Annotated in this window: 8 protein-coding genes; 7 read left to right on the plus strand and 1 reads right to left on the minus strand. The window is 64.0% G+C overall.

What is annotated here, in order from left to right; all coding sequences use genetic code 11:
• Window positions 1-53: 53 nt before the first annotated feature.
• The gene (locus PSEMO_RS07465) at window positions 54-2360 is read right to left on the minus strand and encodes a hypothetical protein (RefSeq protein ID WP_075802479.1); all 2307 of its coding nucleotides are present in this window, start codon (window positions 2358-2360) and stop codon (window positions 54-56) included.
• A 159-nt stretch (window positions 2361-2519) separates the two neighbouring features.
• On the opposite strand from PSEMO_RS07465, the gene PSEMO_RS07470 reads away from it, so the two are divergent.
• From PSEMO_RS07470 to PSEMO_RS07500, 7 genes are all read left to right on the plus strand, one after another.
• On the plus strand, window positions 2520-3113 hold the full coding sequence (locus tag PSEMO_RS07470; RefSeq protein WP_075802480.1) for a hypothetical protein: 594 nt from the start codon (window positions 2520-2522) through the stop codon (window positions 3111-3113).
• A 35-nt stretch (window positions 3114-3148) separates the two neighbouring features.
• On the plus strand, window positions 3149-4240 hold the full coding sequence (locus tag PSEMO_RS07475) for a hypothetical protein (protein ID WP_075802481.1): 1092 nt from the start codon (window positions 3149-3151) through the stop codon (window positions 4238-4240).
• Window positions 4241-4340: 100 nt separating this feature from the next.
• Window positions 4341-5399, plus strand: a complete 1059-nt coding sequence (locus PSEMO_RS07480) for a hypothetical protein (protein WP_075802482.1) — start codon at window positions 4341-4343, stop codon at window positions 5397-5399.
• A gap of 60 nt (window positions 5400-5459) precedes the next feature.
• Entirely contained in the window at window positions 5460-10397 is a 4938-nt protein-coding gene (locus tag PSEMO_RS07485) for an RHS repeat domain-containing protein (protein WP_075802483.1), read from the plus strand.
• 253 nt (window positions 10398-10650) lie between these two features.
• Window positions 10651-11202, plus strand: coding sequence for a fimbrial protein (locus PSEMO_RS07490; RefSeq protein ID WP_075802484.1), 552 nt, complete (start codon window positions 10651-10653; stop codon window positions 11200-11202).
• A gap of 64 nt (window positions 11203-11266) precedes the next feature.
• Window positions 11267-12001, plus strand: coding sequence for a fimbrial biogenesis chaperone (locus tag PSEMO_RS07495; protein WP_075802485.1), 735 nt, complete (start codon window positions 11267-11269; stop codon window positions 11999-12001).
• 31 nt (window positions 12002-12032) lie between these two features.
• Complete coding sequence (locus tag PSEMO_RS07500) at window positions 12033-14540, plus strand: fimbria/pilus outer membrane usher protein (protein WP_075802486.1); 2508 nt, start codon at window positions 12033-12035, stop codon at window positions 14538-14540.

Raw genomic sequence — 14540 nt, forward strand, 5'->3', positions numbered from 1 at the left:
ACGCTTGATCAGCGCGGCATTCGCCAATACGCCCCGAACAGCGCCGGGGAACGTTATCGTTGCGCAGGCGAGGAAATGGAAAAGCCTTGCCAGGACGGCTTTGGAAGTTCAATGAAGGGAAACGGCAAGAGCATATAACCGTTCGACTTTATGGTTTCCGTCCAATGAACTTTGGCGATCACTATTGAATAGCGCAGCGGCGATGTTGCATCGGGGGTAAAGACTCCCGAAGTTGCATCGACCGTGCCGGCACCCAGAAGTACTTGCCATTCCCGCGGATATTCGCCGGGTACTTCCTCGCCCTCGTGGAACGCCTTGAGTGCGATGGTCTTGCCATCGGCTGCCGGTGTCGCGGTGATCTGCAAGGTGGGGGTGAAATGAGTCAGCATGACATGCACGGTTCGCGAGCGCCGGGTCGGGTCGTGGGTGACCTTGATCTCGTCGATCGACCAGAGGACGCCAGCCTGTACCGGCCCGGGGAAGTAGGTCTTGTCGCCGTCCGCCATCTGGCTGGGCACGATGCGCGCGCCAGAGCCCGGGTTGACCAGGGTCCAGGTCAGCGAGCCCGGATCGCGGGCCCCGGCGCGCATTTCCCGGCCCATGCTCGAGCCGGCGCTGTGCACCATCACCAGCGGGTTGACGCTGATCTCGCCGGGCAGCACGGTGACCAGGGCGCTGCTGGTATGGCCGGGGGCCGAGGCGCTGATGCGCACCCGCAGGAAGGGACGGTCGAGCTCGCGCGGGGCGGTGTACATGCCCAGGGCATTGATGCTGCCCACCGGACTGCTCTCCCCCTCTGGCGCTTCCACCGTCCAGGTCACGCTGCGCAGCGGCAGGGTGTAGAACATCCGCGTCTCACCCGGGCCCATGAGCAGTTCCCCCGGCTGCACGAAGAACACCTGTGAATACGGGGCTATGCTGCCGAACAGGGCCAGGTCGCGGGCAAAGCCGGTCTTGTCGAAACGCAGGTGCTCCTCGCCGCGAAACAGCAGGCGGGTCATCTTGTCCAGATCGATGGAGACGAATTTCGATTTCGCCTGGTCCAGCCAGGTCTTGACGTGACCGAGCACGGCGTCGCGCATCTTTACGCCCAGCTCTTCCTTGAACCGGTCCACTATCTCGGCTGGTATATTCGTGCCCCCGATCGCGAACTCACAGGTATTTTCACTACCACCACTCACTTCGACGACCTGCAACTGTCCTTCGCTTCTGAGCAGGCTTAGCCGGTACTGGCGCCTGATCAGAAAATCGACTTTGCCGACCGCGACCAGCTTGGTGCCGGATCTCAGATCGAGATTGACGTCGGGGTTATATTCGCCCTGCCAGAGCAGGACGATATCGTTGTTGGAAAAGGTCAGTTTGAACTGACACTGGGCCGAAGCCAGCGGCAACCTGATCCTGCAGTTCACGTAGTCGAAGGTCACGGACCTGCGACTGATGTACAAGGACCAGGCACTGCCGGAGGCTGCATGCAGGTAGAAGGCCGCCCCCTCCGACGGTGACTCCACGCGCCCGACAAACGGCGTTGCGGAGTCCGTGAGCACGGCGCAGGCCGGAGTGAACATCCGCTCCAGCAAGAAGTCGCGCCCCAGCAACATGGCAAAGGAGTAACCGCCCTCCAGCAGATAGCGCAGGTCCCGGTCGGTGGGCGGCTCGCCACCGTTGTCGTAGCCTCGCATCCTGACCATGAACAGCACCGCTCCCGCCTCGGGATCACCCGGCTTGCCATGGATGCGGATCTCGAAATACTCCGGCTGCAGGAACTCGCCCGGAGGCACCAGCAGTTCGCCGAGGACGAAGATCTTTTTCTCCTTGGGCAGGTCCTCGAATTTCTTCTGGAAGAATTCGCCGCCGATCAGCCGCTCCCGCGTCGAGTCGGCGAAGCTCAGCTCGAAATCGCCGCCCTCGGCCAGGTCCAGCACCACCTGGCCCAGTGCATTGGTTGCTCCGGCCGTGCTCCGGAGCGCCAGCTTCATGTACAGGGTGGGGCCGGCCAGCACATCGATCTCGGCGATCCTGGCGAGCTTCGGCGAACCGTCGTCGGCAGCCTCCACCGAGAGTTGCGAGCCACCGACCACCCTCATGCGCAAACGGGCCCTGGGGTCGGCGTAGGTCGACTGGTCGAACGACAGCCGCGGGCAATCGAGGGTGTAGTCGTAGATCAGTTCGCGGGTGAGCGGCGAGGTATCGATCTGCGCGGTAAACGGCGGCAGGTAGCTGTCGCTGGTAAAGCGCGCCATGTATTCCCGTAGCAACAGGGTGTTGACCCACTTGCGGTCCCAGGCCAGCAGGCAACCCCAGCCGTAGGTGCGTGGCGCCTCGCGCAACCAGTCGAGAAGCTCCAGGTAGGCATCGGACATGGTTCCTCCAGGCAATCGCCGCTGGGTTCAGCGCTCTCAGTACAGCCCTGCCCGCCGCCGCCCGCAACCTAGCAGTTCTGCCAAGTAGGCAAGCACGGCCACCGGGTATTAACTGAGCCGACCTATTTGCCGGACGTTCCGGACTGCAAGGAGCCAGACATGAAAGTATCAATCCACGCCGCTCGACCACTGGGCCAGGCTTTGCTGGGGCTGGCGCTGGCCACGGCGCTGACGGCATGCGCCCAGGCCCCTGCGCAGCATGCGCCGAGGGCGCAGGTCACTGTGGAGCCGCTTGAGTGGTCTAAAGCGGAGTGGGAACAGGACAGCAAGTTTCATTGCCTCCCTGATCAGTTCCTTATTGCCAGAAAGCACGCAGGCGACGAGTACCAGAAGGGATGGACCGCCTACCAGTGTGGCAAGGCGTTCCAGTTCCAGGCGATTCCGATCAAGGACCCCAAGTTCATCCGGGAGGTGCATGAGGCGGCGGGGGTCGAGTTCATCTGCCCGGAGAACCAGGTCATGACCGGGCGCGAGCACGACGGCGACGAAAACGGTGCGACCCGGTATTACTGCGGCACCCCGATGGACTATTGGGACAGACCCCTCCAGGTCATACACGACCAATGGTTTTGGACACCGAAGGAGCACATCGAGCATACCGCCGCATGCCCCGAGAATATGTTCATGGTCGGTCGCTATCACAAAGGTGACGAGAAAGAACCGACCCGGTACCTCTGCGCCAGGGTGTTCTGAGCATTTCTGCATACCTCTCAAAGGACGTTTTCATCATGCCCCTGAAAACCTTGCTGTGCAGCCTGTTGCTCGGCCTGGCCCTGCCCGCCGTCGCTGCAGAGCCTCCGACAGAAAACCCGGGCGACGATAGCGCGCCCCCCGTGGAGGCCGAGACGCCCTCCGCGCAACCCGCAGCCACCAAATCCCTGACCGAAGGGATCGCCGGCTTCATCAGCGTCCTGACCGAGAATGAAAAGTTATGCTACCTCCCCGTGCCCATCGCCGGCAGTGGGCTGACCCGCAGGTATGAATTCACGGCGGACGGATCGCCCTGTTCCGGACTCAATGACCGGGCCTGGTCCGTCATGCTCGAGGACCTGCCGTCGGCAACCGAAATACTCCTGAGCGATAGCAGGAGCTGCAAGACCACGGGGTCGAGCGAAACCGTCGGCAAGTTCTGGGTCAAGCTCAGGACCACTAAGAAAGTGACCATTACCGAGGAGATACAGCTCCCGTTCTTCTTCCGCTTTGCCAACAACAAGCTCATCAAGCCCGGCCTGCTGCTGGTGGACAAACACCTGGAAGGCGACAGCGTCGATACGCTGAATGCCCTGTCCTGCATCACCGTTACCACCTCCCGCGCCACCCTGCCCAAGCCGGTGGAGCCCATCACCTTTACCGACCTGCAGTGGGAGCAGTTGACCGAGTACGACTCGAAGTTCAAATGCGGTGAAAACCGCGTGATGCTCGGTCGGGAAGCCTCTGGCACCGAGAAACCGACGGTCAGATACCTGTGCGGCGTACCGATGCAGGGCACCCGGGAAGTCGTGCTGAAAAACCAGAAGATGAGCTCCGGCCTGCATGGTGTGACCCACGAATACGTCTGCCCGCTCAACACTCTGATGACCGGTCGCGAGCAGGACGGCGACCATCTCGGCGAATCGCGCTACTGGTGCGCCGAGGCCTGGATCGGTGACGAGCGCCTGGAAGTGCTGACCCTCGATCACTGGTGGGGCCGCTTGCAGGAAAGCAACCACCAATTCACCTGCTACGACAACACGGTCATGGCCGGCATGTCCAGGTACGGCCGGGAAGACACCGGGACCTGGTACCGCTGCGCCAGCGTGTTCCAGCTTTCTCCACCTTGAGCCTCACGCGCCTGCAGCGCAAGGGCGAGCCCGGCATGGCTGCGCCAGCAGGTCCGGGGTCGGGAGAATCACTCAACTCATGTCAAAGGACGCCTTTATCATGACCATGAACACCTTGAGCGTCAGTCTGTTGCTCGGCGTGGCCCTGCTGGTGATTGCAGCGCAAGCGCCGGCGCAGATGTCTCCTGCCCCGCCCACAACGCCTGCCCTGGCCTTTCCTCCGGATGAGGTCGCCGGCTACATCACGGCCTACGATGCCGACGAGCGGTACTGCTATATCCCGGTACCCACGGCGGGTAGCGGCGTAACCCGGGTCTACGACTTTCTCGCCGGAAACGCGGGCTGTCATGACCTGAACGACAAGGCACAGTCGGTCGCCTTCGAAGATTTGCCGTCGGCCACCGAGATCCTCCTCACCGACAACCCCACCTGCTCGACCACCGGCAGCGATGTTGCGGTCGGCAAATTCTGGATCAAGCTCAAGACCACCAGGAAGGTGACCATCACCGACATCATGCAGCTCCCGTATTTCTTCCGGTTTACCAAGAACACCCTCATCAAACCGGGTCTGCTGCTGGTGGACAACTATCTGAAAGGCGACAGCACCGATGCGCTGAACGCCCTGTCCTGCATCAGGATCACCACCTCCCGGGCCACCCTGCCCAAGCCCACCGTGCCGGTACACCAGATCGACGAGAACACCCAATGGGTCAACTGGGACGACGGTTTCACCTTCCATTGCGGCGGCAACCGCGTGCTGCTCGGCCGCGCCCACTTCGGCGACGAAGAAGACCCGAACGAGTTCCGCTGCGGCACCCCCATGCAGGGTGAAACCGCCATTACCATGAGAAACCACAAGACGGCGGCCAGGCATGAGTTCAACCATTACTTCGTCTGCCCTGCAAACACCGTGATGACCGGGCACGAGCACGACGGCGACGAACGCGGCGAGACCCGCTACACCTGCGCCGAGGCCTGGGCCGGCAATACCCCGCTGTACGTCCTGCCGGATGACTACCGCACCGCCTCGCTGGAGGAAAACCATCACCGCTTCGCCTGCGGGGACGGCAAGGCGCTGATCGGCCGGGCCCATTGGCACGACGAAAAGGGCGAGACCTGGTACCAGTGCGGCACCGTCTACCAGCAGTCGCCGCCCTGACAGCCCGCCCAATACCCTGCGCAACGCTTTTCATTCATTCGATCAAGAGGTGCCCTGGGCATGACTACCCACAGCAATGTCAGCTCCAATGCATTCAACTACCTTGAGTTTTTCAAGGGCAGCGTCGATCCGCGCACCGGGCAGTACACCCTGTCCATCGACCTGCCGAACCTCAAGGCCAATTCCCTGAGCGGGCCCGACCTGCCGCTCACGCTCGATTTCAGCCCGCTCAACCTCGAGGACAGCGGCTACGGTATCGGCTGGAACCTGCGCCTGAGCCAGTACGTGATCGCCAGGAGCATGCTCTCGCTGTACACCGGCGAAAGCTTCAAGATCACCGGCGATGGCGCGGAACCCTCGATCGCCGAGAAACGCCTCGACAGCTTCCGCTTCTTCGACGATGGCAACGATACCTGGCGCGTGGTGCACCACAGCGGCCTGGTGGAAGTGCTCACCGCCCAGGGCGGCGCGGGCAAGCGCGTGGCCTTGCCGACCCTGATCTACGGCCCGGGCGGCCACGCCATCAAGCTGACCTGGGCCGACTTCGCCAATGGCGAGCGGCGCCTGGCGAAGATCGAGGACGCCCGCGGCGAGCTGCTGCGCATCGTGCGTGACAGCGAAAACCTCAAGGTCCTGCTGCCGCCCTTCGACGACCAGCCGCAGAGCCGTTTCCTGATGAAACTGAGCGGCGACCGGGTCCGGGAAATCATTCTGCCGGTGGCCGAGCAGGCCTCCTGGCGCCTGGACTACATCACTGTCCGCGGGCTGACCTGCATCAAGGAGGTCAAGACGCCGATGGGCGCCCATGAAACCGTGGAGTACCTGGATGGCGGCCATGCCTATCCGGGCTCCAGCGGGCGCCCCAACCTGCCCCGGGTGACGCGCCACCTGACCAGCCCCGGCCCCGGCCTGGCGGTCCATGAAGCCACCTACACCTACAGCACCAACAACTTCCTCGGCAACGGCTCCGGCATCAACTGGCAGGACGATGGCCTCGACCAGTTGTACAAGGTCGACTTCACCTACGACTACTGGACCACGGTCCAGCAATGGCTGGGCGGCAAGGCGGTGCGCCAGGTGAAGCACACCTACAACCGCTTTCACCTGCAGGTCGAAGAGGAAACCCGCCAGGGCAAGTGCGTCTTCACCAAGGTCATCGACTACTACGCCGATAACAAGCCCTTCGAGCAGCAACCGAAGCAGTTCCAGATGCCGCGCTCGGTGCAGCACACCTGGCGCCTGGAGGACGACTCGAGCAAGATCCAGCACGAACTGCAGCTCAGCGAATACGACGAGCATGGCAACAAGACCCTGGAGGTTCGGCCCGATGGCGTCAGCACGCGCACGGTCTTCTACGATCCCAACGGCGAGGACGGTTGCCCGCAGGACCCGTTCCTTTTCACCCGCAACGTCAAGGAAGTCATCGTCACCCCCGCGCCGCAGGCCCGCGGTGATGCGCCGGTGCTGATCACTCGCTATCGCTACAGCCAGCACGCGCCACTGAACGGTGCGCCGGAAAACGACTGGCTGACGGTCAGCGAGGAGTCGCTATTCGAGTGCCGCGGCGACAAGGAAACCCTGCTCAACCATAGCCTGCGCACCTACTACGAAACCCCGGACAACCCGCAACTGCATGGTCGTCCGCTGCGCCAGGTCAACACCCTCAACGGCACCAGCAACAGCACCGACTACCACTACGGCAAGGCGCGCGACAAGCTGCTGGACCAGGAAAGCCTGCACACGGTGGAAACCTTTACCGGCTACGACGGCGAGCAGAAGGTGTACACCAGCGACCAGGCGCTGAACAGCGGCCAGTTGCTGCTCGGCCATGACCCCAACGACGTACAGGTGCGCTTCGAATACGACAACCTGCGTCGGCTGACCACGGAAACCGTGGCCCCCGGCAGCGACTTCGAGGCCACCCGCAGCTACGCCTATCAACTGGTCCACGCCGACGGGCAACAGGCCAGCCGCACCGTGACCGACGTCAAGCAGGTGCAGACCCGCGACCACTACGACGGCCTGGGCCGCGTGTTGCTGAGCGAGGTCAAGACCGGGGCGACCTGGCAGCGCACCTACAGCGCGATCTACGATGGCCTCGGCCAGCTCAGCGAGGAAACCCGGTATGACAAGCTCGACGACCGCGAGCTGAGCCTGACCACCCGTTACGCCTACAACGACTGGGGCCAGCGCTGCCGCGTCACCGGCCCGGACGGGGTCAGCCTGGTCACCGAGACCACGCCGTTCGGCGACGGCGGCAAGCTGCAGCGCAGCTGGCGTGAAAGCGTCGGCGCCAAACCTCTGGTGAGCATGCTGAGCGTCACCCAGTACAACGCCTTCGGCAAGATTGACTGGACCGAGCGCCACGACGACGAGGACAAGGTAGTCGGTCGTCAGGTGTATATCTACGATGGCTACGGCGAGTGCATCCGCGCTGACGAGGAACTCGCCCTGGAAACCCGCAGCACCCATTTCCAGTACGACTCGCGGCGCCGGGTGGCGCACACCCGCCTGCCGGACCAGACCGTGGTCGAGCGTAGCTTCGCCGAGCACAGCCGCGACGAATTGCCCACCGAGATCCGCGTGATTCCCGGCGACGACCAAAAGACCACCCTGCTCCTCGGCGAACAGCAATTCGACGGCCTCGACCGCCTGACCTGCCTGACCGTCGGGCCACGTAGCGAAAGCTACGAATACGATGACCAGACGCTGCGGGCCAGCCGCCTGATCACTCCGGCGCAGGCCACCATCGAGTATTTCTACGAGCAGAACCTGAGCGACCAGCCGAAGACGATCATTGTCGATGGCCAGACCTTCACCTACGGCTTCGACCGCGACGATGCCGGGATCAAGAGCGCCACCAGCGACGCCGGCGAGCGGGCCTATACCTACAACGTGCTCGGTCATCTGAAATCGGAAAGCTGGACCGACAGCAATGGCGACGTGCATGAAACCCACTACGAGACCTCGCTGCAAGGCCTGCCGCTGAAACGCACCGACAACGCCGTCGACACCCTGTACACGTACGATGATCAAGGCCGCGTGAAGTGCATGACCCAGGGCCAGTTGCAGGCCGAATTCGAATACGACGACAACGGCCGGCAATACCTCACCACCACCCGCGACCTCGGCAGCGGCGACAGCCTGGTCAGCGAGAACACCTACGACAGCCTCGACCGCGTCTGGATCCGGACCCTGCTGCTCAACGACAGCCCGGCGCGAACCCTCACCCACACCTGGCGCGATGACGACCAACTGGTTGGCCGGCACCTGGAAATGGACGGCCGCAGCCTGTTGCAGGAAGAGTACGTCTACGACCAGCGCGGGCGCCTGACCGAACATCACTGCTCGGGCGAACGCCTGCCCAGCGATCGCTATGGCAATGCCATCACCGACCAGATGTTCCGCTTCGATGCCCTCGGTAACATCAAGCGCTGCATGACCAGTTTCGCCAATGGCGAGACCAACGTTGCAATCTTCACCTACGCCGAAGACGACAGTTGCCAACTGATCAAAGTGACCAACTCCTACGAGGAAGGCGGTTACCCCGGCGAGCAGACCTTCACCTACGATGATGACGGCAACCAGCTCAACGACGAGGCCGGGCAACGCCTGCGCTACGACGCCCATGGCCGCCTGCTGGAAGTGACCAGCGCCGACGGCAGCGAGTCCCTGGTCAGCTACCGCTACGACGGCCACCAGCACCTGGTCGGCGCACGGATCGGCGGGCAGGCGGAAACCCTGCGCTTCTACCAGGGCTACAGCCTCAGCCATACCGTCCAGGACGGCGTGCAGACCCAGTACTTCAGCCATGCCGGCCAGCCGCTTGGCCAGCAGCAACTGGATGACCACGAGCGCACCATGCTCCTGCTCACCGATGCCAGCCCCAGCGTGATCGGCGCCAGCCTTGCCAGCGGCCTGCGCGAGGTGGTGTACAGCGCCTATGGCGAGCTGGCCGACGAGCAGCGCCTGGAATCCCTGATGGGCTTCAATGGCGAACTGCGCGAAGTTGCCACCGGCTGGTACCTGCTGGGCCGCGGCTACCGGGCCTACAACCCGTCGCTGATGCGTTTCCACAACCCCGACTCGCGCAGCCCGTTCCTCGAGGGCGGGCTCAACCCTTACACCTATTGCCTGGGCAACCCGATACGTTTCCGCGATCCAACCGGGCACCGGGCCGTAGACCCGAGACGACCCGACCCGATCTACCGGCCGCCACCCCCAGAGCCGGGCGCAGGGAGCTTCCTGGAAAAATGGGGGCCGGCAGCGGGGCTTATCCTGGGGGCGGTGGTGATGGCTATTTTCACCCCCTGGACAGGTGGCTTGACCATACCGCTGGTGGTAGGCGCCATAGGGGTGGCTGTTTCGGCTGCAGGCGGCGCGCTCGCAGTAGTGGCAACACTGAAGGAGGATCGGGAAATGTTTACGCTCGCCACGATCATGGTGACTGTCGGTGGCGCCATCTCCGCAGCAGGCGGGGCGCTCGACAAGTGGGGCCCGAAAGACAAGTGGGGATGGCCCAAGTCTCAAAAAACACCGCCGGACGAGCCAGAGATCAGGCAGACCACTGATACTGGAGATGGTGCAACAACGCCGCTGATCGACCAGAGCGCCCAGCAAGGAGGCTCCGTGAGTCGCAGTGGCAAGAGTATAGCGTTAGTCATTAGTAACCGTTTCCGGCGCAAACCAACGGTTAATAAGAGCACAAACACAGAGGAATCTTCCACGACAAATGGGCCAGTGCAGGGCAGCGGCCCAACAAACGGAGGTAGCGACGGGCAGGTTGGCTCCGGCGGGGCTGGAGCAGGGAGTGGCGGCAAGGAGGCGACGATACCACCTGCACCGCCTCCCCCAGACAGCACCACCCACAGCAAACCACACACCGGACCTGTCTTGCACATGACCTCCGGCAACTTTGAAAAGGGCGGCTCGGGATGGGTGCCGACGTCGGGCGGCCCAATTGTCACGTTCAAAAAGGACCTCACTATCAACCATTGAGTCGGGTTAGTCGAAACGCCGGGGCCGAACTTGATTCGGCCCCGGTTGTTTTTCCGATACAAACTTCTCCCACCACCCAACACCGCTATTCAACAATCTCCGTCTCCTTTTCCTACATACCTTTAAAAAACACCTGCATAAACTTCCCAACCTGTAGGCCATTACCCTTTAAACACGGGAACAGTCCTACAAAAAGTAACAAAAACAACTGAAGTCCAACTTCGGACAATCCTCTTCAATTCGAGTCGATAACATGAAACGAACCTTCCTGGCCGCCGCCCTGTTGCTGGCCGGCACTTCCGCGTTCGCCAATACCGGCACCATCAACTTCAACGGCAAGATCAACGGCAGCACCTGCCCGATCGAAATCGTCAACCCCGACAGCGGCGCGGTCGGCAACCTGGTGCAGATGGGTGCACCGCGGGTCGCCGACTTCCCCAACCTGGGTGCCGAGGCCGGTGGCCGCAGCTTCTCCATGCGCGTTCCCGGCGGCGCCGCCTGCGGAATAGACCCGGAGAATCCGAATACCGCCAGCGTGACCTTCACCGGCGTGCAGGGCGGGGCCGGCGCCGACGGTTCGCTGTATGCGATCAAGACCGTCGGTGGCGCCGCCACCGGCGTGGCCGTGGCGCTCAAGGACCGCTCCGGCAACCCGGTGAAGAACGGTGAGGCCTCTGCGGCCTATCCGCTGAACGCCGTAGGTGCCACCGAGATGTTCTTCACCGCCGTGTACAAGTCCACCGCTCCCGCGGTGACCCCGGGCGCGGCCGACGCCGACGTGTCCTTCGTCGTCAACATCAACTGACGGCCCTTGCCCGCGAGCGTTCCCCCCTTTCGCTCGCGGGCTCCGTACTGCACAGGTAGTCCCCATGTCCATCCCGACCCTGCGCCGGATCACCGGCGCCACCCTGCTGCTGCTCGCCGCCTGGCAGCCGGGGGCCCACGCCGCCCTCAGCCTCAATGCCACCCGCGTGGTCTTCGACAGCGACAAACGCAGTGTTTCGATCGTGGTCAACAACCCCAGCACCAGCACCTTCGCCGTGCAGACCTGGGTCAATACCGAGGCCGACGACACCACCACCGCCGTGCCGCTGATCGCCTCGCCGCCGCTATTCCGCCTCGATCCCGGCGCCGAGCAACTGGTGCAGATCAACGGCCTGCCCACACGCCTGCCCGAAGACCGCGAATCGCTGTTCTTCTTCAATGTCCAGGAAATCCCCGAGGCCCGCGGCGGCCAGGCCAATGTGCTGAACATTGCCCTGCGCACGCGGATCAAGCTGTTCTACCGGCCCAGCCAGCTCACCGACAAGCCGATGGACAGCCTCAAGGACCTGCGCTGGTCGATCGAGCGCAGCGACGGCAAGCCGCAACTGGTAGTGGATAACCCGACGCCCTTCCATTACTCGTTCAGCCGCCTCGAAGTGCACCACGGCGAACACACCCTGCGCCCGCTGGAGGCGCCGATGGCCGCGCCGCTGTCGAAGCAGCGCTATCCGCTGCCAGCCTCCGGCCTGGGCGGCAATCTCCGGGTCACCTTCGCCGCGATCAACGACTACGGCGGCTACAGCAAACCCGTCACGGTGGCCCTGCCGTCCGACCTCTGAACCCCGCCCTTTCAGCGCCAGGAGCATGACCATGCATTCCTCTCCACGGCGATGGAGCCTGATCTCCCGCCCTCCCCTGTTTCACCTGCTGCTTGCCGGTGGCGGCCTCGGCCTGTCCACCTCCCAGTCGGCCCAGGCCCAGAGCATCCCGGGCTTCGAGGCCAGCTTCATGCACCAGGCGCCCGGCCACGACCACGAAACCGGCGCACTGGCCCTGGACGACCTGGCCAGCCAGCGCACGCTGGCGCCAGGCAGCTACCCGGTGGAAGTGCTAGTCAATGGCGACAGCCTCGGCCAGCACCAGGTCGACTTCAGCGCCAGCCCGCGCGGCGGCCTGCAGCCCTGCCTCGACGCCCGGCTCGTCGGCCAGTTGGGCATCCGCCCCGACAGCCTGGAACAGCCCGGGCAATTGCTGGACGCGTGCGTCGACCTGCCGGCCGTGGTGGAAGGCGCCCAGGTGGATTTCGACGGCAGCCGCCTGCAACTGGCGATTTCCATTCCGCAGTTGTATCTGCGCCGCGATGCCAGCGCCGGCCTCTCCCAAGATGACTGGAACCACGGCATCAATGCCGCCTTCCTCAATTACCAGGTCGCCGCCCAGGAAGGCCGCAACCGCTTCGCCGGGGCGACCAGCAGCCAGGACCTGAACCTCAGTACCGGCCTCAACCTCGGCCCGTGGCGCCTGCGCAGCAACCAGTCGTTGCGCCAGGACGAAGACGACAAGCGGCGCTGGACCAGCGCCTACACCTACGTGCAGCGCGACCTGCCCGGCACCCACGCCAACCTGACCCTGGGCGAAACCTTCACCAGCGGCGACGTGTTCCGCAGCGTGCCCATCAGCGGCGCCCTGGTCGCCTCCGACCTGGGCATGCTCAGCGATCGCCAGCAAGGCTATGCACCGATCGTGCGCGGCGTGGCCTATACCCGGGCCCGCCTGGAAATCCGCCAGAACGGCTACCCGATCTACACCACCTACGTCAGCCCCGGCCCCTACCAGATCGATGACCTGGGCACCCTCGGCGGCAGCGGCGAGCTGGAAATCATCCTGACCGAGGCCGACGGCCAGGTGCGCCGCTTCACCCAACCCTACTCGACCCTCAGCAACCTGCTGCGCGCTGGCGTGTGGCGCTACAGCCTGGCGGCAGGGCGCTACAACGCGTCGTCCCGGCTCGACGATCCCCTGCTCTGGCAAGGCACCCTGGCGGCTGGCGGGGCCTGGGACTCGACCCTGTATGGCGGCCTGATGGGCAGCAGCTTCTATCGCGCCGGCAACCTCGGCCTGGCCCGCGACCTGGGCGCCCTGGGGGCCGTGTCCTTCGACCTGACCCGCTCCGAATCGCAAAGCGACGCCAGCGCTGGCCAGATCAGCGGCATGAGCTATGCGGTGAAATACGGCAAGTCCTTCGCCACCCGCACCAACCTGCGTTTCGCCGGCTACCGCTACTCCACCGAGGGCTACCGCGACTTCGACGAAGCCGTCAGCGAGCGCAGCCGCCACCGCAGCTTCCATGGCAGCCGGCGCAGTCGCCTGGAAGCGGCGGTCTACCAGAACATCGGCAGCCGCAGTGCGATCAACCTGACCCTGTCGCAGCAGGACTACTGGAACAGCGCCTATGAGCAGCGCCAGTTCCAGTTCAACTTCAACACCCAGTACAAGGGCGTCAGCTACAACCTCTACGCCTCCCAGTCACTGAGCGACGAGCGCTACGGCAACGATCGGCAAATCGGCCTGAGCATCAGCCTGCCGCTGGACTTCGGCCGCTCCACCAGCGCCACCTTCGACGTGCTGGAAAATGGCGGGCGCTACAGCCAGCGTGCCAGCCTCAATGGCAGCCTCGCCGACACGCGCGTCAGCTACCGCGCCTCGCTCGCCAGCGACGAACAGCAGCGCCAGTCCGCCGCTATCGCCCTGGGCTACCAGGCGCCCTACGCCAGCCTCGGCGCCGGCCTGACCCAGAGCAGTGACTTCCGCTCGCTGTCGTTCAACGCCAGCGGCGCCGTGCTGGCCCATGGCGACGGCCTGACCTTCGGCCCGTACCTGGGTGAAACCATGGCCTTGGTAGAAGTCCCGGACACCGCCAACGTCGGCCTCCTCAACAGTCACGAAGTACGCACCAATGCCCGCGGCTTCGCCCTGATGCCTTACTTGCGCCCTTACCGGACCAACCGTATCGCCCTGGAGACCGACCTGCTCGGCCCGGAGGTGGAGATCGTCAACGGCACTACCCAGGTCGTGCCGCGGCGCGGCGCAGTGATCAAGGCACGCTTCGAGGTGCGCAACGTCAACCGCCTGTTGCTGACCCTGCACGATGCCGACGACCAGCCCCTGCCCTTCGGCACCCAGGTGCGCAGCGCCGAGGGCGAGGTATTGGGCCTGGTCGCCCAGGCCGGCCAGGTGATGCTCAGTACCGAGGTCGCCAGCCAGGTCCTGGACATCCGCTGGGGCAACGACAGCCTCGACCAGTGCCGCCTGCCGATCGACACCCGCCATATGACCGCGAGCCAGGGTTATCACCTGCAATCGCTGACCTGCCAATGA

The sequence above is a fragment of the Pseudomonas putida genome, assembly GCF_001941965.1.
Classification (GTDB): Bacteria; Pseudomonadota; Gammaproteobacteria; order Pseudomonadales; family Pseudomonadaceae; genus Aquipseudomonas; species Aquipseudomonas putida_L.

Excerpts from the sequence above, each read along its gene's own strand:
- PSEMO_RS07465 (WP_075802479.1), bottom strand. The coding sequence starts at position 2,360 with ATGTCCGATGCCTACCTGGAGCTTCTCGACTGGTTGCGCGAGGCGCCA.
- PSEMO_RS07470 (WP_075802480.1), top strand. The coding sequence starts at position 2,520 with ATGAAAGTATCAATCCACGCCGCTCGACCACTGGGCCAGGCTTTGCTG.
- PSEMO_RS07475 (WP_075802481.1), top strand. The coding sequence starts at position 3,149 with ATGCCCCTGAAAACCTTGCTGTGCAGCCTGTTGCTCGGCCTGGCCCTG.
- PSEMO_RS07480 (WP_075802482.1), top strand. The coding sequence starts at position 4,341 with ATGACCATGAACACCTTGAGCGTCAGTCTGTTGCTCGGCGTGGCCCTG.
- PSEMO_RS07485 (WP_075802483.1), top strand. The coding sequence starts at position 5,460 with ATGACTACCCACAGCAATGTCAGCTCCAATGCATTCAACTACCTTGAG.
- PSEMO_RS07490 (WP_075802484.1), top strand. The coding sequence starts at position 10,651 with ATGAAACGAACCTTCCTGGCCGCCGCCCTGTTGCTGGCCGGCACTTCC.
- PSEMO_RS07495 (WP_075802485.1), top strand. The coding sequence starts at position 11,267 with ATGTCCATCCCGACCCTGCGCCGGATCACCGGCGCCACCCTGCTGCTG.
- PSEMO_RS07500 (WP_075802486.1), top strand. The coding sequence starts at position 12,033 with ATGCATTCCTCTCCACGGCGATGGAGCCTGATCTCCCGCCCTCCCCTG.